22 protein-coding genes are annotated in these 24,190 nt (G+C 72.2%); 10 read left to right on the forward strand and 12 right to left on the reverse strand.

What is annotated here, in order from left to right:
* Positions 1 to 32 precede the first annotated feature (32 nt).
* On the reverse strand, positions 33 to 1,214 hold the full coding sequence (locus tag MRBLMG1_RS11430) for a TadA family conjugal transfer-associated ATPase (RefSeq protein WP_367823296.1): 1,182 nt from the start codon (positions 1,212 to 1,214) through the stop codon (positions 33 to 35).
* Positions 1,211 to 2,332: a septum site-determining protein Ssd gene (gene ssd, locus MRBLMG1_RS11435; protein WP_367823298.1), complete on the reverse strand. Its 1,122-nt coding sequence runs from the start codon at positions 2,330 to 2,332 to the stop codon at positions 1,211 to 1,213. Before ssd ends, MRBLMG1_RS11430 begins: the two co-directional genes overlap by 4 nt.
* 448 nt (positions 2,333 to 2,780) lie before the next feature.
* Between ssd and MRBLMG1_RS11440 the strand changes: the two genes are divergently transcribed.
* Positions 2,781 to 3,647 carry an HAD family hydrolase gene (locus tag MRBLMG1_RS11440; RefSeq protein ID WP_367823299.1) on the forward strand — a complete coding sequence of 289 codons (867 nt, stop codon included), beginning with the start codon at positions 2,781 to 2,783 and terminating at the stop codon, positions 3,645 to 3,647.
* A 423-nt stretch (positions 3,648 to 4,070) separates the two neighbouring features.
* Here the strand turns inward: MRBLMG1_RS11440 and MRBLMG1_RS11445 are convergent, their stop codons facing one another.
* Positions 4,071 to 4,889: an oxidoreductase gene (locus MRBLMG1_RS11445; protein ID WP_367823301.1), complete on the reverse strand. Its 819-nt coding sequence runs from the start codon at positions 4,887 to 4,889 to the stop codon at positions 4,071 to 4,073.
* 102 nt (positions 4,890 to 4,991) lie between these two features.
* On the opposite strand from MRBLMG1_RS11445, the gene MRBLMG1_RS11450 reads away from it, so the two are divergent.
* Positions 4,992 to 5,978, forward strand: coding sequence for an ATP-binding protein (locus MRBLMG1_RS11450; RefSeq protein WP_367823303.1), 987 nt, complete (start codon positions 4,992 to 4,994; stop codon positions 5,976 to 5,978).
* Here MRBLMG1_RS11450 and MRBLMG1_RS11455 read toward each other — a convergent pair.
* Positions 5,956 to 7,284 carry a hypothetical protein gene (locus tag MRBLMG1_RS11455; protein WP_367823305.1) on the reverse strand — a complete coding sequence of 443 codons (1,329 nt, stop codon included), beginning with the start codon at positions 7,282 to 7,284 and terminating at the stop codon, positions 5,956 to 5,958. The two genes, MRBLMG1_RS11450 and MRBLMG1_RS11455, sit on opposite strands and share 23 nt — an antisense overlap.
* 258 nt (positions 7,285 to 7,542) lie before the next feature.
* On the opposite strand from MRBLMG1_RS11455, the gene MRBLMG1_RS11460 reads away from it, so the two are divergent.
* The 6 genes from MRBLMG1_RS11460 (at position 7,543) to MRBLMG1_RS11485 (ending at position 15,546) form a co-directional block, all read left to right on the forward strand.
* Positions 7,543 to 9,894: a SulP family inorganic anion transporter gene (locus MRBLMG1_RS11460; RefSeq protein WP_367823307.1), complete on the forward strand. Its 2,352-nt coding sequence runs from the start codon at positions 7,543 to 7,545 to the stop codon at positions 9,892 to 9,894.
* Positions 9,895 to 10,161: 267 nt separating this feature from the next.
* The gene (gene acs / locus MRBLMG1_RS11465; RefSeq protein WP_367823308.1) at positions 10,162 to 12,117 is read left to right on the forward strand and encodes an acetate--CoA ligase; all 1,956 of its coding nucleotides are present in this window, start codon (positions 10,162 to 10,164) and stop codon (positions 12,115 to 12,117) included.
* A 268-nt stretch (positions 12,118 to 12,385) separates the two neighbouring features.
* Positions 12,386 to 13,777, forward strand: coding sequence for a Na+/H+ antiporter NhaA (nhaA, locus tag MRBLMG1_RS11470; RefSeq protein ID WP_367823309.1), 1,392 nt, complete (start codon positions 12,386 to 12,388; stop codon positions 13,775 to 13,777).
* Positions 13,778 to 13,818: 41 nt separating this feature from the next.
* Positions 13,819 to 14,304: a phage holin family protein gene (locus tag MRBLMG1_RS11475; protein WP_367823310.1), complete on the forward strand. Its 486-nt coding sequence runs from the start codon at positions 13,819 to 13,821 to the stop codon at positions 14,302 to 14,304.
* Entirely contained in the window at positions 14,301 to 15,236 is a 936-nt protein-coding gene (locus tag MRBLMG1_RS11480; protein WP_367823311.1) for an alpha/beta fold hydrolase, read from the forward strand. Before MRBLMG1_RS11475 ends, MRBLMG1_RS11480 begins: the two co-directional genes overlap by 4 nt.
* Before the next feature lie 121 nt (positions 15,237 to 15,357).
* Positions 15,358 to 15,546, forward strand: coding sequence for a hypothetical protein (locus MRBLMG1_RS11485; RefSeq protein ID WP_367823312.1), 189 nt, complete (start codon positions 15,358 to 15,360; stop codon positions 15,544 to 15,546).
* Positions 15,547 to 15,617: 71 nt separating this feature from the next.
* On the opposite strand, the gene MRBLMG1_RS11490 is transcribed toward MRBLMG1_RS11485, so the two are convergent.
* From MRBLMG1_RS11490 to nth, 3 genes are all read right to left on the reverse strand, one after another.
* The gene (locus MRBLMG1_RS11490) at positions 15,618 to 16,817 is read right to left on the reverse strand and encodes a MarP family serine protease (protein ID WP_367823314.1); all 1,200 of its coding nucleotides are present in this window, start codon (positions 16,815 to 16,817) and stop codon (positions 15,618 to 15,620) included.
* Between the two features lie 80 nt (positions 16,818 to 16,897).
* The gene (locus MRBLMG1_RS11495) at positions 16,898 to 17,596 is read right to left on the reverse strand and encodes an NUDIX hydrolase (RefSeq protein WP_367823316.1); all 699 of its coding nucleotides are present in this window, start codon (positions 17,594 to 17,596) and stop codon (positions 16,898 to 16,900) included.
* A 106-nt stretch (positions 17,597 to 17,702) separates the two neighbouring features.
* Positions 17,703 to 18,551 (reverse strand): endonuclease III, encoded by an 849-nt coding sequence (nth, locus tag MRBLMG1_RS11500; protein ID WP_367823318.1) that lies wholly within the window; start codon positions 18,549 to 18,551, stop codon positions 17,703 to 17,705.
* 230 nt (positions 18,552 to 18,781) lie between these two features.
* Here nth and MRBLMG1_RS11505 point away from each other — a divergent pair, with 230 nt between their 5' ends.
* Positions 18,782 to 19,456, forward strand: a complete 675-nt coding sequence (locus tag MRBLMG1_RS11505) for a Crp/Fnr family transcriptional regulator (protein ID WP_018845857.1) — start codon at positions 18,782 to 18,784, stop codon at positions 19,454 to 19,456.
* 74 nt (positions 19,457 to 19,530) lie between these two features.
* Here the strand turns inward: MRBLMG1_RS11505 and MRBLMG1_RS11510 are convergent, their stop codons facing one another.
* The 5 genes from MRBLMG1_RS11510 to MRBLMG1_RS11530 form a co-directional block, all read right to left on the reverse strand.
* Positions 19,531 to 20,415: a prohibitin family protein gene (locus tag MRBLMG1_RS11510; RefSeq protein WP_367823320.1), complete on the reverse strand. Its 885-nt coding sequence runs from the start codon at positions 20,413 to 20,415 to the stop codon at positions 19,531 to 19,533.
* A 171-nt stretch (positions 20,416 to 20,586) separates the two neighbouring features.
* The gene (locus MRBLMG1_RS11515) at positions 20,587 to 21,417 is read right to left on the reverse strand and encodes an MBL fold metallo-hydrolase (RefSeq protein WP_367823322.1); all 831 of its coding nucleotides are present in this window, start codon (positions 21,415 to 21,417) and stop codon (positions 20,587 to 20,589) included.
* Positions 21,414 to 22,301 (reverse strand): NUDIX hydrolase, encoded by an 888-nt coding sequence (locus tag MRBLMG1_RS11520; RefSeq protein WP_367823324.1) that lies wholly within the window; start codon positions 22,299 to 22,301, stop codon positions 21,414 to 21,416. Before MRBLMG1_RS11520 ends, MRBLMG1_RS11515 begins: the two co-directional genes overlap by 4 nt.
* Positions 22,302 to 22,392: 91 nt before the next feature.
* Positions 22,393 to 22,863 (reverse strand): RidA family protein, encoded by a 471-nt coding sequence (locus MRBLMG1_RS11525; RefSeq protein ID WP_367823325.1) that lies wholly within the window; start codon positions 22,861 to 22,863, stop codon positions 22,393 to 22,395.
* Positions 22,860 to 23,018: a DUF4177 domain-containing protein gene (locus MRBLMG1_RS11530; protein WP_015034547.1), complete on the reverse strand. Its 159-nt coding sequence runs from the start codon at positions 23,016 to 23,018 to the stop codon at positions 22,860 to 22,862. The genes MRBLMG1_RS11525 and MRBLMG1_RS11530 overlap by 4 nt, the downstream gene beginning before the upstream one ends.
* A gap of 136 nt (positions 23,019 to 23,154) precedes the next feature.
* Between MRBLMG1_RS11530 and MRBLMG1_RS11535 the strand changes: the two genes are divergently transcribed.
* The gene (locus MRBLMG1_RS11535; RefSeq protein WP_367823327.1) at positions 23,155 to 24,117 is read left to right on the forward strand and encodes an ArsA family ATPase; all 963 of its coding nucleotides are present in this window, start codon (positions 23,155 to 23,157) and stop codon (positions 24,115 to 24,117) included.
* Positions 24,118 to 24,190 lie beyond the last annotated feature (73 nt).

Here is a 24,190-nt window from a genome sequence, read left to right on the forward strand (position 1 = left end):
GGCCGCGTCCTGCGCGAACACCGCGTGCCCCCTCAGCACGGTCCCCCTCCGATCAGGGCCCTCAGCCGCTGCCAGCCCTGCTCCCGCTCGAACCCGGACGCGCTCCACCGGAGCGCGGGAACGGTGCGGACGAGGCCGTCCCTGTCCCGTTCCAGCACATGGACCTCGGCGATCCGCCGCCGTCCGTCCCGGTCCCGCACGAGGTGGAGCACGGCGGAGAGTCCGGCGCCCAGCTGGCTGTGGAGGGCGGCCCGGTCGAGGCCCGCCGCCGTCCCGAGGGCTTCGAGGCGGGCCGGGACGGCCGCGGCCGTGTTGGCGTGGAGCGTCCCGCAGCCTCCGTCGTGGCCCGTGTTGAGGGCGGCGAGCAGGTCCACCGCCTCGCCGCCGCGGACCTCGCCGACGACGAGCCGGTCCGGCCGCATCCGCAGTGCCTGGCGGACCAGGTCCCGCAGGGTGACGAGTCCGGCGCCCTCCTGGTTGGCGGGCCGCGCCTCGAGGCGCACCACGTGCGGGTGGTCCGGGCGCAGCTCCGCCGAGTCCTCGGCGAGGACGATCCGCTCCCGCTCCCCGACGAGGCCGAGCAGGGAGGCGAGCAGCGTGGTCTTCCCCGTCCCCGTCCCGCCGCTGACGAGGTACGACACGCGCGCGTCGATGAGGGCCCGGAGGATCGCGGCACCGCCCGGCGGTACCGTGCCCGCCGCGGCGAGCTCGTCGAGCGAGAAGGCGCGCGGGCGCACCACCCGCAGCGACAGGCAGGTCGAGCCGACCGCCACCGGTGGCAGCACCGCGTGCATCCGGGTGCCGTCGGGGAGCCGTGCGTCCACCCAGGGGCGGGCGTCGTCGAGCCGGCGCCCGGCCACCGCCGCGAGCCGTTGTGCGAGCCTGCGGACGGCGGTGGCGTCCGGGAAGGACACCGGGGCCCGTTCGAGTCCGGCGCCGCGGTCCACCCAGACCCGGTCGGGTGCCGAGACCAGGACGTCGGTGACCGCCGGGTCGGCGAGCAGCGGCTCCAGCGGTCCGGTGCCGATCAGCTCGCACCTCAGCTCCTCGGCCGCGCCGAGGACTTCCGTGTCGCCGAGCAGCCGTCCCTGGGCCCTCAGCGCCGCGGCGACCCGCGCCGGGGTGGGTTCGGCGCCGCTCGCCGCGAGCCGCTGCCGCACGGCGTCGAGGAGGCCGGTGCCGCCGCCCCCGCCGGCGGCCCACGTCCCGGTCATGCCGCGCCGCCCGGGGCGAGGGCACGCTCCCAGAACGCGCCGCAGAACCGTCCGAGCGGCCCGCGGGGTTCGGCGCCCGGCGGCACTCCCGCGTCCTGGTCCGTCACGATCCCCGGGTCGTAGGGGAGTTCGCCGGCGAGCGGCAGCCGCAGCGCGTCGGCGACCCACCGCTCGTCGAGTCCGGCCGCGTAGGGTCCGCGGACCACGGCCCGCACGTCGCGGACGGCCATGCCGAGGGTGGCGGCCACCCGGTGGGCCGCCGCGACGGCCCGCAGTTCGCCCGGCACGACGAGCAGTCCGAGGTCGAGTTGGGCGAGGGCCTCGGCGGCCGCCCCGTCGGTGCCGCGCGGCAGGTCGACCACGACGACCCCGCCCCGGCGGCGTGCCGCGCCGAGCACGGACCTCACCGCCTCGGGCGGTACCGGCGCGGCGGGCTCCCTGCCCCAGCTGAGCACGCGGACTCCCCGCACCGACGGGAGGGACTCCTCCAGGGCGCCACCGGCCAGGCGGCCCTTCGACGCGGCGAAGTCGGGCCAGCGTCTGCCCTCCTCGCGTTCGCCGCCGAGCAGCACGTCGAGTCCTCCGCCCAGCGGGTCCCCGTCGACGAGCAGGGTGCGCCGCCCGGTGCGCGCGGCGGCGAGCGCGAGGCCGCACGCGAGGGTGGAGGCGCCGGCGCCGCCGCGGCCGCCGACGACCCCGACGGTCAGCGCCTGCCGGCCGGCCCCCTCCGCCGCGTCGGCGATCCGGTCGACGAGGAGGCTCTCGGCGTCCGGCAGCCGCAGCACGCTCTCCGCGCCGATCTCGACGGCCAGCCGCCACACTCCCGGGTCGTCCCGGTCGCGGCCGACGAGGACGGTCCCCGGTCGGCGCGCGGCTCCCCGGCACCGGGCCGCGGCGTCGTCTCCGACGAGCACGAGCGGCGGTTCGGTCCAGCTCGCGCGCCGCTCCGGCACGCCGTGGTGCACCTCGGGCTCGACCCCGGCCGCGGCGCACAGCCGGAGGAGGTCGTCGAGCAGCCCGAGGTCCTCGGTGACGATCAGCGGCCCTGCGCGGCGCGGTTCGCCCGGAGCCGTCGACTCCGTCCGGCGCGATTCCGTACCCGTCCTGGATGCCCCCACGGCATGCCCCTCTCGTGATTCCTGCCGTCCGCGAACTTCGCGACAGGAATCACCGTCGGGCCATCAGGGAAATCGTGCGGAAGTCACCTAAAAACTGGGGATAACCGAAGCCCTGTGAATAACTTCGCCACCCCTCGGAGGACTCCCCGGAACGCATCCTGCCGGTTACTGTGAGTGATGAATCGCGCGTCCGGCGGGCCGCGCACGGACGGGGCGGCCGAAGGCCGGAAGGAAGGGAGTGGGCGATGTCTCGCAGGACCGAAACGGCTCCGGACATGCGACGACCCCCGCCGGGGGGGAGAGCGGGGGTCGTCTCTCCGGCCGACTCGGGGGGGAGGAGCCGGACCGGGTTAGCACGGTCGCGAACGATCCGTGACTTCCATGGTGTACCCGAGAGCCTTCTCAGGCAAACCCACGCGCCCGAGCGTACGCCGAATGGCGGGCACCTATGCTCAGGCTTGTGGAAAACCACTCCTTGCCGCGCACAGCCGCCTTCTTTGACCTGGACAAGACGGTCATTGCGAAGTCATCGACGCTGACCTTCAGCAAGTCCTTCTACCGAGGCGGACTGATCAGCCGCCGCGCCGCCCTGCGGACGGCGTACATCCAGTTCGTCTTCCTGGCGGGCGGGGCCGATCACGACCAGATGGAGCGGATGCGCGAATACCTTTCCGCGCTCTGCAAAGGCTGGAACGTCGCCCAGGTGAAGGAGCTCGTCGCCGAGACCCTTCACGACCTGATCGACCCGATCATCTACGACGAGGCCGCCTCGCTCATCGAGGAGCATCACGCCGCGGGCCGCGACGTCGTCATCGTGTCGACGTCCGGAGCCGAGGTGGTCGAGCCGATCGGCGAGATGCTCGGAGCGGACCGGGTCGTCGCCACCCGGATGGTGGTCGGCGACGACGGCTGCTTCACCGGCGAGGTCGAGTACTACGCCTACGGCCCGACGAAGGCCGAGGCGGTCAGGGAGCTCGCCCAGTCGGAGGGCTACGACCTCTCGCGCTGCTTCGCGTACAGCGACTCGGCGACCGACCTCCCCATGCTGGAGGCCGTCGGTCACCCGTACGCGGTCAATCCCGACCGGACGCTCCGCCGCGAGGCCACGGCCAGGGAATGGCCGGTTCTCTCCTTCGAGAAGCCGGTCCGGCTCAAGCAGCGGCTGCCCGAGTTCCGGATGCCGCCCCGGCCCACGCTCGTCGCCGCGGCGGCCGTGGGCGCGGCGGCGGTGGGCGCGGGACTCGTCTGGTACGCCGCTCGGCGCCGGCAGGCCGCGCTCGCCCAGCGGCTCAGCGATGACTTTGCCCGAATTTGAGCGATGCGCCAGAGAAGTGAGGCCAGCACTTTCGCTTCGTCACGGACAGGAGTAGAAAGGAATCAGGCCCGCGAGACCAAGGACATCCGAGAGGATCACCTGTTGAGCATGAAGGCCCCACGGACCTAGCACCGAAACCGGGCACCCACGCGACGTCGACCCGTCGATTACGGGCCAGCCGCACCAGGCCACGGGCAAAGTTCCCGGCCTGATGGGCACATATCGAGGACGCTTGGTAACTGGGTGGAAGTGCCAGCGGCGGTACCAGGACTGGTGCCGCCGCAACCCGTTCCGGGCCCCGCACGGGGCCCGGAATTTTTCTACCCCGACCCGACCAGCCCGGCCACCCGCGCACCCGCGCACCCGACCCGACCAGCCCGGCCACCCGCGCACCCCGACCCGACCAGCCCGACCCGACCCGCCTCAGGCGGCGCCGCGCTGGAGGGCCTCGCAGACGGCGGTGGACTCGCGGACTCCCAGTTCGACCGAGCGTCCGCAGTGGGCGATCCAGGCGCCGACGCCCTCCGGGGTCCCCGACAGATAGCCCTCGAACGCCGACACGTAGGCGGCGCGCCCCTGCTCCGCGTGGCCGACCTCGGCCGGGCAGATCGCCTTGGGGTCGAGGCCGCTGCCGATCAGCGCGATCCGCTCGGCCGCGCGCGCGACCAGACCGTTGTAAGAGGTGAAGGGGCGCAGCGCGAGCAGTTCGCCGTGCACCACCGCGGCCGTCACCAGGGCCGGGGCGTCGCCGCCCGCGACGATCAGTTCCGAGAGGCCGTCGAGACGGCCGGCGACCTCGGCGGGGGTGGGCACGGGGGCCTCGATCAGCGGCTCGTCGACGGGCTCGCCGTCCAGGCGGGGCCGCCCCACCGACGCGCCCGGGTCGCCCGCGGCGACCAGGTGGAGCCGGGCGAGCACCCGCAGCGGCGACTGGCGCCAGATGGAGAGCAGTTGTCCCGCCTCGGCGCCGAGGCGCAGGGCGGCGCCGACGGCGCGGGCCTCGGGGTCGGCGCTGAAGTCGCTGCGCCGGCGGACCTCTTCCAGGGCCCAGTCCGCGCCGGCGAGGGCGGCCGAGCCGCGCGCCCCGCGCAGTGCCGCCTCGGAGGAGATCTCGTTGCTGCGGCGACGCATCACACGGTGGCCGTAGACCCGGTCGACGGCCTTGCGTACGGAGTCCACCGCGTCGGCGACGCCCGGGAGCGAGCCGAGGGCGGCCAAGGGGTCAGAGGCGTGCGTACTCATAAGTAAGGAGGCTACGCGCCCCGGGGGCCCGCCCCACGAAGGAGTGGTCTTCTTCACGCTCCTTGACCACGGCATGCGATCGTGCCACTACGCTAGGTGAACATGAAGATCGCTTTCGTCGGGAAGGGCGGCAGCGGCAAGACGACGCTGTCCTCGCTCTTCATCCGCCATCTCGCTGCCAACGAAGCCCCGGTCGTCGCCGTCGACGCCGACATCAACCAGCACCTCGGCACCGCGCTCGGCCTCGCCGACGCGGAAGCCGCCGCGCTGCCCGCGATGGGCGCGCACCTGCCGCTCATCAAGGAGTACCTGCGGGGCTCCAACCCCCGGATCGTCTCCGCCGACACGATGATCAAGACGACACCGCCCGGGGAGGGTTCGCGGCTGCTGCGGGTCCGCGAGGACAACCCGGTGTACGAGGCGTGCGCCCGGCCGGTGCCGCTGGACGACGGCGACGTCCGGCTGATGGCGACCGGCCCCTTCACCGAGGCGGACCTCGGGGTGTCCTGCTACCACTCGAAGGTCGGCGCGGTGGAGCTGTGCCTCAACCACCTGGTCGACGGCGCCGACGAGTACGTGGTCGTCGACATGACCGCGGGTTCGGACTCCTTCGCCTCCGGCCTCTTCACCCGCTTCGACATGACGTTCCTGGTCGCCGAGCCGACCCGCAAGGGCGTCTCGGTCTACCGGCAGTACAAGGAGTACGCGCGGGACTTCGGCGTCGCGCTGAAGGTCGTCGGGAACAAGGTGCAGGGCCGGGACGACCTCGACTTCCTGCGCGACGAGGTCGGCGAGGACCTGCTCGTGACGGTCGGCCACTCGGACTGGGTCCGCGCGATGGAGAAGGGCCGCCCGCCCCGCTTCGAACTCCTGGAGGCGGACAACCGCATGTCCCTCCAGGCCCTCCAGGACGCGGCCGACGACTCGTACGCGCACCGCGACTGGGACCGCTACACCCGCCAGATGGTCCACTTCCACCTGCGCAACGCGGAGAGCTGGGGGAACGCCAAGACCGGGGCCGACCTGGCTTCGCAGGTCGACCCCGGGTTCGTGCTGTCGGAAGGGCTCAGCGCCGTTCAGCCTGCTTGACGGCGGGCGCCGGGACTGCCGGAACGCCTCCCGCCGGGGCTCCGGCGGGGGCCGCGGGCTGGGGGGCGAGGAAGGCCTTCCAGCCGCCGGCGGGGGCCTCGCCGACCTTGAGGGTGCGCATCTTGGCGATGACGTCGGGGTCCTGGGCGTCGAGCCAGTCGGCGAGCTGGCGGAAGGAGACGCACTTGACGTCCCGCTGCACGCAGACCGTGGCGATGGTCTCCTCGATGGCCCGCATGTACGTGCCGCCGTTCCAGGACTCGAAGTGGTTGCCGATGATCAGCGGCGCCCGGTTGCCCCGGTAGGAGCGCTCGAAGGCCTGCACGAGGCCGTCGCGCATCTGGTCGCCCCAGTAGGCCTGCCGGGAGGGGTCGCCCTGGGTCGTGCCGGGTGACTGGTTGACCAGGAAGTTGTAGTCCATGGAGAGCGTCTGGAAGGCGCGGCCGGGGACCGGTACGAGCTGCATCGACAGGTCCCAGAGGCCCAGGTCCTTCTTGGGCCAGATCTGGTCGTTGACGCCGCTGGTGTCGTAGCGGAAGCCCATCTGCGCCGCCGCCTGGACGAAGTTCGTCCGGCCTTCGAGGCAGGGGGTGCGGGCGCCGACGAGCTCCTTGTCGTAGTCGAAGGGGAGCGGCTGTTCGGAGCGCAGGCCGGCGTTGGTCTTCCAGTTCTTGACGAAGGACTTGGCCTGGTTGATCTCGCTCTTCCACTCCTCGACGGACCACTTGCCGACGCCACCGTCGGCGCCGCAGAAATGCCCGTTGAAGTGGGTGCCGACCTCGTTGCCCTCCTGCCACGCGCCGCGCAGTTCGCGGACGGTGGCACGGATGCCCTCGGTGTCGTTGAAGCCGATGTCGGAGCGGCCCGCGCTGTGCTGCGGCGGGTCGTAGAGGTGCCGCTTCTCCTCGGGCAGCAGGTACACGCCGCTGAGGAAGTACGTCATCTTGGCGTCGTACTTCTTGCCCACGGTGCGGAAGTGGGAGAACAGCTTCTGGCTGTCCTCGCCGGCGCCGTCCCAGGAGAAGACGACGAACTGCGGCGGGGTCTCCCCCGGCTTGAGGCGCTGCCAGACCGGCTGGTGGGGCTGGGCGCCGGTGAAGGCCGTGGAGCCGTCGCCGATCAGCCGGGGCGCGGCCTGCGGGGCCGCCGCGGGGGGCTTCTTGCCGCCGGCGCCGCCCGGGATGCCCTTCGTGGCCGTGCCATCGGAGCCCGAGCAGCCGGCGAGGCCGGTGGCGAGAGCCAGGGCGAGGGCGCCGACGGCGAGCGCCCTCTTCTGGACAGTGGTGGTTCTCCCGGCGGCTGTCATCCGCACACTCCTCGGATCCTCGGATTTCCCTACAAGCGGCGTCAACGTCGCACCGCCGGGACCGGAGCGCGTCAACGACAAGCGGCATGGGCACGTTCTGTCACCGGAACCGGTGAATCATTGCCCTATTTGCCCTGAAAATAATGCCGCAGTCTTTACTCTCCATTACTCTTCATTTACCGAGAGTTAGCTCGTCGGTGTCCCCGCCGCATCACCCCGCACGAGCCGCGACCGCGCTGCCCCGGAGGAGACGGGAACATGACCCTCTGCACCCCTGCCCGCACGACCACCCGGCCCCGAGTCCAGCGGCCCCACAGCCCGCCGGACGGACCGCGCCGCTTCCGCATCGCCGGCGCCGACCTGTCCGCCTCGGTCGCCGTCTTCCTGATCGCGCTGCCCCTCTCCCTGGGCATCGCGCTCGCCACCGGAGCCCCGCTCCAGTCCGGACTGGTCGCCGCCGCCGTCGGCGGCATCGTGGCCGGCCGGTTCGGCGGTTCGCCGCTCCAGGTGAGCGGCCCCGCCGCCGGCCTCACCGTCGTGACCGCCGAACTCATCCAGCTGTACGGCTGGCGCACCACCTGCGCCATCACCGTCCTCGCGGGAGTCGCCCAACTGGCGCTCTCCGCCCTGCGGGTGGCCCGCTCCGCGCTCGCCGTGTCCCCCGCCATCGTGCACGGCATGCTGGCCGGCATCGGCGTCACCATCGCCCTCGCACAGCTCCACATCGTGCTCGGCGGCACCCCCCAGAGCTCCACCGTGGACAACGCCCTCGGCCTGCCGGCCCAGTTGGCGCACGTCCATCCGGCCGCGCTCGGCATCAGCGCCCTCACCGTGGCCGTCCTGCTGTACTGGCCGCGGCTGCCGGGCCGGGCCGGGCGGCTCGTGCGGAGGGTTCCGGCCGCGCTCGTCGCGGTGGCCGGGGCGACGGCGGTGGCGGCGTTCGCCGGGCTCTCCGTCCCCCGTGTCGACCTGCCGTCCTGGAGCAGCCACGCCCTCCCGGGGCTGCCCGAGGGGCCGGTCCTCGGCATCGCGGCCGGCGTGCTCACGATCACGCTGGTCACCAGCGTGCAGTCGCTGCTCTCCGCCGTCGCGGTCGACAAGCTCGTCGCCGCCCGTCCGGGCGGGGCCCAGGGCGTGCCGCGTTCCCGCCTCGACCGCGAACTCGCCGGCCAGGGCGCGGCGAACGTGCTCTCGGGCGCCCTCGGCGGGCTGCCCATCGCCGGGGTCGCGGTCCGCAGCGTCGCCAACGTCTCGGCGGGTGCGGTGAGTCGGGCCTCGACGATGCTGCACGGCCTGTGGATCGTGCTCGCGGCCCTGCTGCTCGTGCCGGTGCTCGACCTGATCCCGCTGCCCGCGCTCGCCGCCCTCGTCATGGTGGTCGGCATCCAGATGGTCAGCATCACCCACATCCGTACGGTCACCCGGCACCGCGAGGTCGTGGTCTACGCGGTGACGCTGGCCGGTGTCGTCCTCGTCGGGCTCCTGGAGGGCGTCGCCCTCGGCATCGCCGTGGCCATCGCGGTGGCCCTGCACCGGCTCGCGCGCACCCGCATCACCCAGGAGGAGCGGGACGGGCGCCAGCTGCTGCGCGTGCGGGGCCAGCTGACCTTCCTGGCCGTCCCCCGACTGAGCCGGGCGCTGCACCAGCTGCCGCACGGGTCGGACGTGGTGGTCGAGCTGGACGGGTCCTTCATGGACCACGCGGCCTACGAGACGCTGAGCGACTGGACCGCCGGGCACCTCGCCCACGGCGGCACGGTCGAGACGACCGGCCCCTCCGGTGCCCGGATCGCCGAGCCCGCCCCGGTCACCGCCTCGGCCTCGCACGCCTGCTGCCGCCCCTGGACGCCCTGGCACAACCACCAGTGCGGGGAGCAGCCGGTCGAGCGGGCCGAGAGCGACGCCCCCGAGCGGACGGGGCTGCACCTGGCGAGCGGCATGGGCAAGTTCCAGCGGAACACCGCCCCGCTCGTCCGGGACGAGCTCGCGCGGCTCGCCCGGGAGGGCCAGCGCCCCTCGCAGCTCTTCCTGACCTGCGCCGACTCCCGGCTCGTCACGAGCATGATCACGTCGAGCGGCCCCGGTGACCTCTTCACCGTGCGCAACGTCGGCAACCTCGTGCCGCTCCCCGGCGAGGAGAGCGGGGACGACTCGGTGGCGGCGGCGATCGAGTACGCGGTCGACGTGCTCCGGGTCGACTCGATCACCGTCTGCGGCCACTCCGGCTGCGGCGCGATGCAGGCCCTGCTGAGCGGCGGTCCCGACGACCCGCCGACACCGCTCCGCCGCTGGCTGCGCCACGGCCGGCCCAGCCTGGAGCGGATGGCGAGCCGGCGGCACGCCTGGGCCCGGATCGCCGGACGCCTGCCGGCCGACGCGGTCGAGCAGCTCTGCCTGACCAACGTGGTCCAGCAGCTGGAGCACCTGCGGGCGTACGAGCCGGTGGCGCGCCGGCTGGCCGAGGGGACGCTCACGCTGCACGGCGTGTACTTCCACGTGGGCGAGGCGCAGGCGTACCTGCTCTCCGACGCGGACGAGGTGCACAGCTACGACGACGTCTTCACCCAGGTGATGCCCACGGACCACCTGGAGACGGCACAGGCGTCCTGAACAGGCCATCGCGCCCGTCGGAGCTCGGGATCGCGCCACTCTCCCGCCCGGGAACGCGCCACCGCGCGTCCTGAACCATGGGCCGCGGCCGTCCGTGAGACTGTGTGGCCCCTTCTCCCACCGCTCGGGAGGAAGGGGCCACCGTACGTCTGACGGCTCACAGGTCTAAACCAATTGCCTGGAGGCTCTTGTCACCCGGGCATCTGACTGGTGAGCTATGACACGGGACACATCAGCACAGAGGACGCCCTGGGAAAGGGAGATGTCGTGAGCAACGAAAGCCTGGCCAATCTGCTCCGGGAAGAGCGCCGCTTCGCGCCGCCCGCCGAGCTGGCCGCGCACGCCAACGTGACGGCGGAGGCGTACGAGCAGGCCAAGGCGGACAGGCTGGGCTTCTGGGCCGAGCAGGCCAAGCGTCTGACCTGGGTCACCGAGCCGACCGAGACCCTCGACTGGTCGAACCCGCCGTTTGCCAAGTGGTTCGCGGACGGCGAGCTGAACGTGGCGTACAACTGCGTCGACCGGCACGTCGAGGCGGGCCACGGCGACCGGGTCGCCATCCATTTCGAGGGCGAGCCGGGCGACAGCCGCGCCCTCACGTACGCCGAGCTGAAGGACGAGGTCTCCAAGGCCGCCAACGCCCTGACCGAGCTGGGCGTCCGCAAGGGCGACCGGGTCGCCGTCTACCTGCCGATGATCCCCGAGGCCGCGATCACGATGCTGGCGTGCGCCCGCGTCGGCGCCGCCCACTCGGTGGTCTTCGGCGGCTTCTCCGCAGACGCCGTGGCCTCCCGCATCCAGGACGCCGACGCCAAGGTGGTCGTCACCGCCGACGGCGGCTACCGCCGCGGCAAGCCGAGCGCCCTCAAGCCGGCCATCGACGAGGCCGTCGCCAAGTGCCCGCAGGTCGAGCACGTCCTCGTGGTCCGCCGTACGGGCCAGGACACCGCCTTCACCGAGGGCCGCGACGTGTGGTGGGACGACATCGTCACCCGCCAGTCCGCGGAGCACACCCCGGAGGCCTTCGACGCGGAGCACCCGCTCTTCATCCTCTACACCTCCGGCACCACGGGGAAGCCGAAGGGCATCCTGCACACCTCCGGCGGCTACCTCACCCAGGCCGCGTACACCCACCACGCCGTCTTCGACCTCAAGCCGGAGACCGACGTCTACTGGTGCACCGCCGACATCGGCTGGGTCACCGGTCACTCGTACATCGTCTACGGCCCGCTGGCCAACGGCGCGACGCAGGTCATGTACGAGGGCACCCCGGACACCCCGCACCAGGGCCGGTTCTGGGAGATCGTGCAGAAGTACGGCGTCACGATCCTCTACACGGCGCCCACCGCGATCCGCACCTTCATGAAGTGGGGAGACGACATCCCCGCGAAGTTCGACCTGTCCAGCCTCCGGGTGCTCGGCTCGGTCGGCGAGCCGATCAACCCCGAGGCCTGGGTCTGGTACCGCGAGCACATCGGCGCGGGCAAGACCCCGATCGTGGACACCTGGTGGCAGACCGAGACCGGCGCCATGATGATCTCGCCGCTGCCGGGCGTCACCGAGACCAAGCCGGGCTCCGCCCAGCGTCCGCTGCCGGGCATCTCCGCCACCGTCGTGGACGACGAGGCGAACGAGGTCCCGAACGGCGGCGGCGGTTACCTGGTCCTCACCGAGCCGTGGCCGTCCATGCTCCGCACCATCTGGGGCGACGACCAGCGCTACATCGACACGTACTGGTCCCGCTTCGAGGGCAAGTACTTCGCCGGCGACGGCGCCAAGAAGGACGACGACGGGGACATCTGGCTGCTCGGCCGGGTCGACGACGTCATGCTCGTCTCCGGCCACAACATCTCGACGACCGAGGTCGAGTCGGCCCTGGTGTCGCACCCGTCGGTCGCCGAGGCGGCCGTCGTCGGCGCCGCCGACGAGACGACCGGTCAGGCCATCGTCGCCTTCGTCATCCTGCGCGGCACCGCGAGCCAGGACGAGAACCTCGTCGCCGACCTGCGCAACCACGTCGGCGCGACGCTCGGCCCGATCGCCAAGCCGAAGCGGGTCCTGCCGGTGGCGGAGCTGCCCAAGACCCGCTCGGGCAAGATCATGCGCCGTCTGCTGCGCGACGTGGCGGAGAACCGGGAGCTCGGCGACGTCACCACGCTGACCGACTCCTCGGTCATGTCGCTCATCCAGACCCAGCTGCCGGACGCCTCCAGCGAGGACTGAGCCACAGCGGCCGTCCGGCGTGAGCGCCCGTCCCGGATCGTTCGGGGCGGGCGCTCCCGCGTGCCGCAGGGAGCCGGCGCCTCACGCGTACCGCTCGCCCGGCGGGACGAAAGCGGCGATTCTCCCTAAAGTGAATCTCGCCGGACACAACCCATCGCTCGTTAGGTAAGGTAAGGATCGCGTCAGGAACGCGTCAGTAAGACCTAGGTGCGCCGGGAAGTCTGGTCGGCATGTGCTTCGCCCTGCCTGCCCGACGGAGGTCTCCCACGTGTCTGCGCCCACCGACCGCAAGTTCCTCGGACTGCTCCCCCTGCCCGAGCGGCGGTACCTCGCCGACGCGCTGCGCACCGAGACCGTCGGTGGCGTGCTGCTCCTCGTCGCCGCCGTCGCCGCACTCGTCTGGGCGAACTCCCCGCTGAGCGGGAGCTACGAGTCCGTCAGCGACTTCCATATAGGACCGGCCGCCCTCGGCCTCGACCTGTCGATCCAGCACTGGGCCGCCGACGGCCTCCTCGCGATCTTCTTCTTCGTCGCCGGCATCGAGCTCAAGCGCGAACTCGTCGCGGGCGAACTGCGCGACCCCCGGGCCGCCGCGCTGCCCGTCGTCGCCGCGCTCTGCGGCATGGCCGCCCCCGCCCTCGTCTACGCCCTGGTCAACACCCTCGGCAACGGCTCCATGGACGGCTGGGCCGTGCCCACCGCGACCGACATCGCGTTCGCGCTCGCCGTGCTCGCCGTCATCGGCACCTCGCTGCCGTCGTCGCTCCGCGCCTTCCTGCTGACCCTCGCCGTCGTCGACGACCTCTTCGCGATCCTGATCATCGCGATCTTCTTCACCAGCGACCTGGACTTCGCCGCGCTCGGCGGCGCCGTCGCCGGCCTCGTCGTCTTCTGGCTGCTGCTCCGCAAGGGCGTCCGGGGCTGGTACGTGTACGTGCCGCTCGCCCTCGTCATCTGGGGCCTCATGTACAACAGCGGCGTCCACGCCACCATCGCCGGCGTCGCCATGGGCCTGATGCTGCGCTGCACCACCCGGGAGGGCGAGGAGCACTCCCCCGGCGAGCGCATCGAGCACCTGGTGCGCCCGATCTCGGCGGGTCTCGCCGTCCCCCTCTTCGCGCTGTTCTCCGCCGGCGTGAGCGTCTCCGGCGGCGCGCTCCACGACGTCTTCACCCAGCCGGTCACCCTCGGCGTCGTCCTCGGCCTCGTCGTCGGCAAGGCGGTCGGCATCTTCGGCGGTACGTGGCTCACCGCCCGGTTCACCCGTGCGGAGCTGAACCCCGACCTGGCGTGGCCCGACGTGTTCGCCGTCGCCGCCCTCGCCGGGATCGGCTTCACGGTGTCGCTCCTCATCGGCGAACTCGCCTTCGCCGGGGACGCCGTCCTCACCGACGAGGTGAAGGCCGCGGTCCTGATCGGTTCGCTCATCGCCGCCGTACTCGCCTCGATCCTGCTGAAGCTGCGGGTCCGGAAGTACCAGGCGCTCTGCGCCGAGGAGGAGCGCGACGACGACCAGGACGGCATCCCCGACATCTACGAGCAGGACAATCCGGAGTACCACCTGCGGATGGCGGAGATCTACGAGAAGAAGGCCGCCGAACACCGGGAGCGCGCCGAACTGGCGGGGGCATCGCGCGACAGGACCGACCGTCCGGCATGATCTGACTCGGACCACCGTAGACAGAAGGAGAGGGAGCAGCGATGAGCGACCCGTTCGACGGCACTGAGCGCAGCCTCGGCCAGCTGGTCGCCTCGGCGACCGCTGAGATGTCCGCACTGGTGCACGACGAGATCGCCCTGGCCAAGGCCGAGATCCGACAGGACGTCAAGCGCGGTGTGTTCGGCAGCGCCATGGGCATCAGTGCCCTCGTCGTGCTGCTGTTCTCGCTGCCGATGCTGAGCTTCGCCCTCGCGTACGCCATCAACACCTGGACCGGTGGGCACAACGGCAACGGGGGCTGGAACCTCGTGTGGTGCTTCCTGCTGTCCTTCGCCTTCAACGTGCTGCTCGCGGTGCTGCTCGGCCTGATCGCGTACGCCAAGTTCAAGAAGGTCAAGCCGCCGGAGAAGTCCATCGCCTCCGCCAAGCAGACGGCGGCGATCATGCAGAACGCGAAGCCGCACCCCCGTCCGACGCGGACGCCGGCCCTCGACAAGGCCTCCACTGTGGCACGCTCGTCGGTATGACCCTCCCCGAGAGCAGCAACGGCAACGCCGGGCCCGTACGGCTCGACGGGCCGTGGACCCATCGCGACGTGGCGGCCAACGGCGCCCGGTTCCACATCGCCGAGATGGGCGACGGCCCGCTGGTGCTGCTCCTGCACGGCTTCCCGCAGTTCTGGTGGACCTGGCGCCACCAGCTGCCCGCCCTCGCCGAGGCGGGGTTCCGGGCCGTCGCGATGGACCTGCGCGGGGTGGGCGGCAGCGACCGCACGCCCCGGGGTTACGACCCCGCCAACCTGGCCCTCGACATCACCGGTGTCGTCCGCTCCCTCGGCGAGCCCGACGCGGCGCTCGTCGGGCACGACCTGGGCGGCTACCTCGCCTGGACGGCGGCCGTGATGCGGCCCAAGCTGGTGCGCCGCCTGGTGGTCTCCTCGATGCCGCACCCGCGCCGCTGGCGCTCGGCGATGCTGTCGGACTTCGCCCAGTCGCGGGCCGGCTCGCACGTCTGGGGCTTCCAGCGGCCGTGGCTGCCGGAACGTCAGCTCGTCGCGGACGACGCGGCGCTGGTGGGCGAACTGATCCGGGACTGGTCGGGGCCGAAGCCGGCCGATGACGAGGCGATCGAGGTGTACCGGCGGGCGATGTGCGTCCCGTCGACGGCGCACTGCTCCATCGAGCCGTACCGCTGGATGGTGCGGTCCCTGGCCCGCCCGGACGGCATCCAGTTCAACCGGCGCATGAAGCGGCCGGTGCGGGTGCCGACGCTGCATCTGCACGGCTCGATGGACCCGGTGATGCGGACCCGCAGCGCCGCCGGTTCGGGCGAGTACGTGGAAGCGCCGTACCGCTGGCGGCTCTTCGACGGCCTGGGGCACTTCCCGCACGAGGAGGACCCGGTGGCCTTCTCCACGGAGCTCGTCAACTGGCTGAAGGATCCCGAGCCCGACCGCTGACGCGCCCTCACCCCCCGGTAGGGGCACAGGCGTCCCTCGAACGGCCATGTGCCCGGCGCATACTCCGATTGGCGGGCCCTCGGGCGGTTACCGACCTTGGGCCCCGGGCAGACGTCGAAGTATGGGCTGGACGCACGACTACAGTGACACGGCACGCGAACGCCGCTCGGCCACGGGGCCGGCCTCCCGGGAGAGGGGTGGCCCGCAGGACCAGGGCCGCACGTTCGCCGCGCCAGAGGTGGGGATCTCGCGCATCCTGCGCCGCCGGGCCCGCTGGGTCTCGGCCCGGCTCCGGCATCCCCGCGACTGACCCGAGGGCCCCTGGGGGGGTCCCTCCGGCATCCCCGCGACTGATCCCAGGGCCGGGCCCTCTGTGAGGGCTTACAGGGCGCAGGCCTGGGTGTCGACCTGCTGGTTGGCGGTCCGGCCGCGCTCGATGTCCTCGCGGATCTCGTCGACCGTCAGGGCGTAGCCGGTGTTCGCGTCGTCGAGGGAGCGGGCGAAGATCACGCCGTACACCTCGCCGTCCTCGGTGAGGAGCGGGCCGCCGGAGTTGCCCTGCCGGACCGTCGTGTACAGCGAGTAGACCTCCCTGCGGACCTGGTCACGGTGGTAGATGTCGGGCCCCGTGGGGCTGATGCGGCCCCGGACGCGCGCCGATCGCACGTCGTACGAGCCGTTCTCCGGGAAGCCGGCGACGATCGCGTCGTCCCCGCTGCGGGCGGCCTCGTCGGTGAAGGTCAGCGGCGTGGCCTTGAGGTCCGGCACGTCCAGGACGGCGATGTCGCGCTGCCAGTCGTAAAGGACGACCTTGGCGTCGTAGAGCCTGCCCTCGCCGCCTATCTGGACGGTCGGCTCGTCGACGCCGCCGACGACGTGGGCGTTGGTCATGATCCGGCGGTCGGCGAAGACGAAGCCGGTGCCTTCGAGCACCTTGCCGCAGCTCTGGGCGGTGCCGACGACCTTGACGATGGAGCGCTGGGCGCGTTCGGCGACGGGGCTGCGGGCGAGCGCCGGGTCCGGGGGCAGCACCTCGGTGATGGGCTCGTTGGCGAAGGGACTGAAGACCTGGGGGAAGCCGCTGCGGGCGAGCGTCGAGCTGAAGTTGGCGAACCAGGTGGAGGCCTGATCCGGCATCACCCGGGAGACGCCGAGGAGCACCTTCGAGTTGCGCACCTCCTTGCCGAGGGTCGGCAAGGTGGTGCCGGCCAGGGCGGAGCCGATGAGCCAGGCCACCAGGAGCATGGCGACGACGTTGACCAGGGCGCCGCCGGTGGCGTCGAGGGCGCGCGCGGGCGACCAGGTGATGAACCGGCGCAGCTTGTTGCCGAGGTGGGTGGTGAACGCCTGGCCGACCGAGGCGCAGACGATGACGACCATCACGAACACGACCGTCGCCGAGGTCGACACCTCGCTGTTGTCCGTCAGCTGGTCCCAGAGGATCGGGAGCAGCAGGACGGCGACGAGACCGCCGCCGAGGAACCCGAGCACCGAGAGGATGCCGACCACGAATCCCTGGCGGTAGCCGATGATCGCGAACCAGACGGCGGCGACCAGCAACAGGATGTCCAGCACGTTCACCGTCAGTAGCCTCGCAGATTCGTTTCCGGTCGCCCGGGGCGAGTTCGACCGAGGCCGGACCCGCACCGAAGGTCAGCCTGTCATGAGCGCCAGTCGAGCGGGACCTGTCTCGCGCGGTCCCACGGGCGCTCCCAGCCGGCGAAGTGGAGCAGCCGGTCGATCACTCCGGCGGTAAAACCCCAGACCAGAGCGGATGCGACGAGGAACGCGGGGCCCTGGTGGCCGCTCGGGTGGAGGGTGGTCGCGCGGTTCGCGGGGTCCGTGAGATCCGCCACGGGCACGGTGAAGACCCGGGCGGTCTCGCCGGGGTCGACGACCCCGACCGGGCTGGGGGTGCGCCACCAGCCGAGGACGGGGGTGACGACGAAGCCGCTGACCGGGATGTAGAGCCGGGGCAGTACGCCGAAGACCTGGACGCCCGAGGGGTCGAGGCCGGTCTCCTCCTGGGCCTCGCGGAGGGCGGCGCGCAGCAGTCCGCCGTCGGCCGGGTCGCCGTCCTCGGGGTCGAGGGCGCCGCCGGGGAAGGAGGGCTGCCCGGCGTGCGAGCGGAGGCTGCCGGACCGCTCCATGAGGAGCAGCTCGGGTCCGCGCTCGCCCTCGCCGAAGAGGACGAGGACGGCGGACTGGCGGCCGGCCCCGTTCGCGGGCGGCAGGAAGCGGCTCAGCTGCTCGGGCCGGACCGTGCGGGCGGCCCGGTCGACGGGGCCCAGCCAGGCGGGCAGGCCGTCCCGGCTGAGCAGGCCGCCAGTGCCGGTCATGTCTTCGTCAGTGCGCGTCATAGGCACCCCCGTGGTTCACAACGCGATCGGTGGACGGGTTCGTTCCCGCGGCCCCGGTTCGGGGGGCCGGCTCCGGGGGCCGGGCCGCTGCCCGGCCCTGGGAGGCTCAGTCGCTCGCCCCGAGGGGCGGCGCCGGGCGTCCGGGGTAGCCGGGCGGCGGGTTGAGCCGCTGGCCGGGGAGGCCGCCCATCTCGTACTTCAGCAGCTTCTTGGCCTTCTCGGGGTCGGTCTCGCCCTCGCCGTACGAGGGGCAGAGGTGGGTGATGGGGCAGGCGCCGCAGGCGGGCTTGCGGGCGTGGCAGATCCGGCGGCCGTGGAAGATCACCCGGTGCGAGAGCATCGTCCACTCGCTCTTCGGGAAGATCTCGGCGATCTCGGCCTCGATCTTGACCGGGTCCTCCTGCTCGGTCCACTTCCAGCGCCTGACCAGTCGCATGAAGTGGGTGTCGACGGTGATGCCGGGGACTCCGAAGGCGTTGCCCAGGACGACGAAGGCGGTCTTGCGGCCCACTCCCGGGAGGGTGACGAGGTCGTCGAGGCGACCGGGGACCTCGCCGCCGAAGTCGTCCCTGAGGGCGGCGGCCAGACCCATGATCGACTTGGTCTTGGCGCGGAAGAAGCCGGTGGGGCGGATGAGCTCCTCGACGTCCTCGGGCACGGCGGCGGCGAGGTCCTCGGGCGTGGGGTACTTCGCGAAGAGGGCGGGGGTCGTCTGGTTGACCCGCAGGTCCGTGGTCTGCGCCGAGAGGACCGTGGCGACGAGCAGCTCGAAGGGATTGCGGAAGTCGAGCTCCGGATGGGCGTACGGGAAGACCTCGGCCAGTTCCCGGTTGATCTTCCGCGCTCTGCGGACCATCGCGAGCCGCGACTCGGGCTTCACCGCCTTCCGATTTGAGGCTTTCACCCGTTTCGACACGCCGTGTTCGCCCACAGCGGAATTTCCTTCGGCCGACACTCTTCCAGCCCCCTTGGCCTGCGCTCTCACCGGCGAGTTGGACACCCGGCCAGCCTAGGGGCCACCGCCGACATCTGCCCCGGGCGTGGCCGATCGGACCCCAATCGGGCCCCTGGCGTACGGACGGGTAGCTCCGTGGGTCAAACTTGCTGTGATTGATCGCACGGTTTTGTGCGTCCGGCATCATGGGACCCAGGTCCTTTGAGCAGGTCGACAGTAGGAGAGAACTCGTGGACGACGTTCTGCGGCGCGCCCCGCTCTTCGCGGCGCTCGATGACGAGCAGGCAGCCGAGCTGCGCGCCTCGATGAGTGAGGCGACGCTCGCCCGTGGCGACGCGCTGTTCCACGAGGGCGACCCCGGTGACCGCCTGTACGTGGTCACCGAGGGCAAGGTGAAGCTGCACCGCACCTCCCCCGACGGGCGCGAGAACATGCTGGCGGTCCTCGGCCCCGGCGAGCTCATCGGCGAGCTCTCGCTCTTCGACCCGGGCCCGCGTACCGCCACCGCCACCGCGCTGACCGAGGTCAAGCTGCTCGGTCTCGGCCACGGCGACCTCCAGCCCTGGCTGAACGTCCGCCCCGAGGTCGCCACCGCGCTGCTGCGCGCGGTCGCCCGCCGGCTGCGCAAGACCAACGACCAGATGTCCGACCTGGTCTTCTCCGACGTCCCGGGCCGTGTCGCCCGTGCGCTCCTCGACCTGTCGCGCCGCTTCGGCGTGCAGTCGGAGGAGGGCATCCACGTCGTCCACGACCTCACCCAGGAGGAGCTGGCCCAGCTGGTCGGCGCCTCCCGCGAGACGGTCAACAAGGCGCTCGCCGACTTCGCCCAGCGCGGCTGGCTGCGCCTGGAGGCCCGCGCCGTGATCCTGCTCGACGTCGAGCGCCTCGCGAAGCGCTCGCGCTAGCACCCCGCCCTACGCGGAAGGCCGCCCCGGTCCGAGGACCGGGGCGGCCTTTCACGTGTCGGACGGGCCGGCGGTCAGCGCTTCGAGCCGTCCACGATCACCGGGGCGGAGGTGCCGTTGCCGCAGGGCACGGTGTAGATCGCGTTCTTCGCCGCCGCCTCCTTGAAGGCGTCGATGCACTGGTTCATGAGGACCTTGTCGGTCAGCGAGTCGTTGAGGATCTTGTTGGCGCGGGCGATGCCCTCCGCCTCGATCCGGCGCCGGTCGGACTCGGCCTTGGCGGTACGGGAGGCCTCGATGGCCCGCTCGGTGGCCTGCTGCTGCTGGATCTTGCGGTCGATCTGGCCCTGCAGGGCGTCCGAGGGCTTCACGTTGCGCAGGTTGACCGTGGTCACGACGATTCCGCGCGGGGCCAGACGCTCCTTGATCAGGTCGCCGATCTCGGCGTTGATCTTCTCGCGGTCGGACGCGTAGCCCTGCTCGCTCGAGTAGCGGGCGAAGACGTTGCGGACGATCTCGCGACTGTCCGGGTAGACGAGCCGCTGCTGGATGGCGTCCTCGGTGCCCGCGAGCTTGTACAGCTCGACGGCCTTGGACGGGACGACGGCCCACTTCACCGTCACCTCGGCGTACATGACACCGCCCTGCGAGGAGCGGACCTCGACCACGTCCTTGTCGGAGAGGTTGAGGTCGACCGGGCGGGTCGAGAAGGTCGTGACGTTCGTGAACGGCGACTTCACGTGCATGCCCGAGGTCATGGGCGAGCCCACCTTGCCGAAGGCGACCGGCACGCCGACCTCGTACGCGCTGATCACGTACGTCATGCTCACGATCAACGAGAAGACGCCGGCCAGGACCGCTCCGAGGGCGCCGAACTTCAGCCCGTTGGAGTCGTTGGCACGACCGACGAAGTAGAGCACCACTGCGGCGATGACCAGCAGGATGGCGATGACGAACACGGGCGTTCCCCCCGAAAGCTACGGCCAGAAGTAAGCGGAGCGTAAAACACGGGTCAAGGAGACCGAAGGGTCGGGGGCCCTCTCGGTTCAGGATCGTGACAACTCCGCCGCTCAGCCCCGGCCGCGCTCCCGCAGGTACTCCAGCCGCGCCCGGACGGACAGCTCCGCCGCTCAGCCCCGGCCGCGCTCCCGCAAGTACTCCAGCTGCGCCCGGACGGACAGCTCCGCCGCCGGCCACAGCGACCGGTCCACGTCCGCGTAGACGTGGGCGACGACCTCCGCGGCCGTCCGCAGGCCGCTCGCGACCGCGGACTCGACCTGGGCGAGCCGGCCCGCCCGGTGCGCGAGGTAGAACTCCACGGCCCCCTGCGCGTCCTCCAGGACCGGTCCGTGCCCCGGCAGGACCGTGTGGACCCCGTCGTCGACGGTCAGCGAGCGCAGCCGCCGCAGCGAGTCCAGGTAGTCCCCCAGCCGCCCGTCCGGATGCGCGACCATCGTCGTACCGCGCCCCAGGATCGTGTCGCCCGTCAGCACCGCCCGGTCGGCGGGCAGATGGAAGGAGAGCGAGTCCGAGGTGTGCCCGGGCGTCGGGACGACCCGCAGCTCCAGACCGCCGACGGTCACCACGTCCCCCGCGCCGAGCCCCTCGTCACCGAGCCTCAGCGCCGGGTCGAGGGCCCGCACGGCCGTCCCCGTCAGCTCGGCGAAGCGCCCGGCGCCCTCCGCGTGGTCCGGGTGACCGTGGGTCAGCAGGGTCAGCGCGACCCGCTTGCCGAGCTTCTCGGCGGTGTCGACCACATGGCGCAGGTGGCTCTCGTCGAGCGGACCCGGGTCCACCACGACGGCGAGGTCCGAGCCGGGCTCCGAGAGGAGCCAGGTGTTGGTGCCGTCCAGCGTCATCGCGGACGGGTTCGGCGCCAGGACGTTCACGGCGCGGGCCGTCGCGGGCCCGGAGACCACCAGACCGCGGGGCTGCCCCGGCAGCGCCGCCGCGTCGCTCATCGCGCACCCCCGGCCGGAATGATCTTGGTGAACTCCTCGTGCCCCGGCCAGCTCAGGACCAGCTCGTCGCCCTCCAGACGGGCCTGGGCGAGCACCGGCGCCATGTCCTGGCCGCCCGCCGCCGCCGGCACCTCGGCCGCCGCGCCGTACGACTCCAGAGTGCGCAGCGTCGAGATCGTCGGCGGCATCATCATCAGCTCGCCCCGGTCGTAGCCCGCCGCGGCCTCGGCCGGACGGATCCAGACCGTGCGGTCCGCCTCCCCGGAGACGTCCCGGGTCAGCTGCCCGGCCGGCAGCGCGGCCACGAAGAACCACGTGTCGTACCGGCGCTGCTCGAACTCCGGCGTGATCCAGCGGGCCCACGCGCCCAGCAGGTCCGAGCGCAGGACGAGCCCTCGCCGGTCGAGGAAGTCGGCGAACGACAGCTCGCGGGCGACCAGAGCCTCCCGGTCCCGCTCCCACTCCGCGCCGGTCGTGTCGCCGACCACGGTGTCCGCGGTCTCGCCGGCGAGCAGGACGCCCGCCTCCTCGAACGTCTCGCGCACGGCGGCGCAGACCACGGCCTGGGCCTGTGCGTCGTCGTCGAGGCCGAGCCGCCCGGCCCACACCTCGAGCGACGGCCCCGCCCAGCGGACCGGCTGCTCGTCGCGCGGGTCGACACCACCGCCGGGGTAGGCGTACGCGCCGCCCGCGAAGGCCATCGAGGTGCGACGGCGCAGCATGTGGACCTCGGGGCCCTCCGCGCCGTCCCGCAGGAGCAGGACGGTGGCGGCGCGCCGGGGCGTCACCGGGGTGAGCTCACCGGCGGCGAGGGCACGGATGCGGTCGGGCCATTCCGGCGGGTACCACTGACCGTTCGTCTGATTCGGCTGACCATTCGGCATGGCCGGATGCTATGCGCAAGCATCGGAATGCACGAGAGCCGGCTTCCCCGGAACGGGGGAAACCGGCTCCACGCGGGTGCGTGCGGGGTGATCAGGCGTCGACGAGCTCGACCTGGACCTCGACCTCGACCGGGGCGTCGAGCGGCAGCACGGCCACGCCGACGGCGCTGCGCGCGTGCACGCCCTTCTCGCCGAGCACGGCGCCGAGCAGCTCGCTGGCGCCGTTGACGACGCCCGGCTGGCCGGTGAAGTCGGCGGCGGAGGCGACGAAACCGACGACCTTCACGACGCGCTTGATGCGGTCGAGGTCACCGGCGACCGACTTCACGGCCGCGAGGGCGTTGAGCGCGCACGTGGCGGCGAGCTCCTTGGCCTCCTCGGCGGTGACCTCGTCGCCGACCTTGCCGGTCACCGACAGCTTGCCCGCCACCATCGGGAGCTGGCCCGAGGTGTAGACGTACACGCCCGACTGCACGGCCGGCTGGTACGCGGCCAGCGGCGGCACGACCTCCGGCAGGGTCAGGCCGAGCTCGGCGAGCCTCGCCTCGACGGCCCCGCTCACGACTTGGCCCGCTTCAGGTAGGCCACGAGCTGCTCGGGGTTGTTCGGCCCGGGCACGACCTGGACGAGCTCCCAGCCGTCCTCGCCCCAGGTGTCCAGAATCTGCTTGGTCGCGTGCACCAGAAGCGGCACCGTGACGTACTCCCACTTGGTCATGGGGCCGACTGTATCCGCTGCCGCGGGGCGCCCCGCCGAGGCGGCCCCCGCAGCTGCCCGGCAAGACACCCCCTAGGGAGCTTCTCCGGGGCGGTCACCTGATTGGGCACGGCCGCCAGTGGTTAGGCTCGACAGCGTGAGCAGGCTCCAGGTCGTCAGCGGCAAGGGTGGTACCGGTAAGACGACGGTCGCCGCCGCCCTCGCCCTCGCCCTCGCGACGGAGGGGAAGCGAACCCTCCTCGTCGAGGTCGAAGGCAGACAGGGCATCGCACAGCTCTTCGAGACGGAAGCCCTTCCGTACGAGGAGCGCAAGATCGCCGTCGCGCCGGGCGGCGGCGAGGTGTACGCGCTGGCGATCGACGCCGAGCGCGCGCTCCTCGACTACCTCCAGATGTTCTACAAACTGGGCAGCGCGGGCCGGGCCCTGAAGAAACTCGGCGCGATCGACTTCGCGACGACCATAGCCCCGGGCGTCCGGGACGTCCTGCTGACCGGCAAGGCCTGCGAGGCGGTCCGGCGGCGCGAGAAGCACGGCGGCCACACCTACGACCACGTCGTCATGGACGCCCCGCCCACCGGCCGCATCACCCGCTTCCTCAACGTCAACGACGAGGTCGCCGGCCTGGCCAGGATCGGCCCGATACACAACCAGGCGCAGGCCGTCATGCGGGTCCTCAAGTCCCCCGAGACGGCGGTCCATCTGGTGACCCTCCTGGAGGAGATGCCGGTCCAGGAGACCGCCGACGGCGTCGCCGAGCTCCGCGCCGCCGAACTGCCGGTGGGGCGGGTCGTGGTGAACATGGTCCGCCCGCACGTCCTCGACGGCGCTGCGGTACGGGCCGCCTCCGGCGACCACCGGGACGCCATCGCGCGGACCCTGGCCTCGGTCGGCGTCGCGGGCGGCACGCGCCTGGTCGAGCCGCTCCTCGACGAGGCGGTCGAGCACGCCCGCCGGGTGGAGCTGGAGCGGGACCAGCGCGCCGTCCTGGACGGCATCGGCGTCCCCGCGTACGAACTCCCCTACCTGGGGGACGGGGCGGACATCGCGGGGCTCTACCGGCTCGCGAAGGAACTGCGGAAGCAAGGGGTGGGCGCGTGACGCAGAAGGCAGCCACCGGCGGTCCCGGCGCCGCGCCCACCGCGGACGGCCCCGACCGGACCGCCCCGACGAC

The organism is Streptomyces sp. LMG1-1-1.1, from assembly GCF_040815545.1.
In the GTDB taxonomy this organism is placed as follows: domain Bacteria; phylum Actinomycetota; class Actinomycetes; order Streptomycetales; family Streptomycetaceae; genus Streptomyces.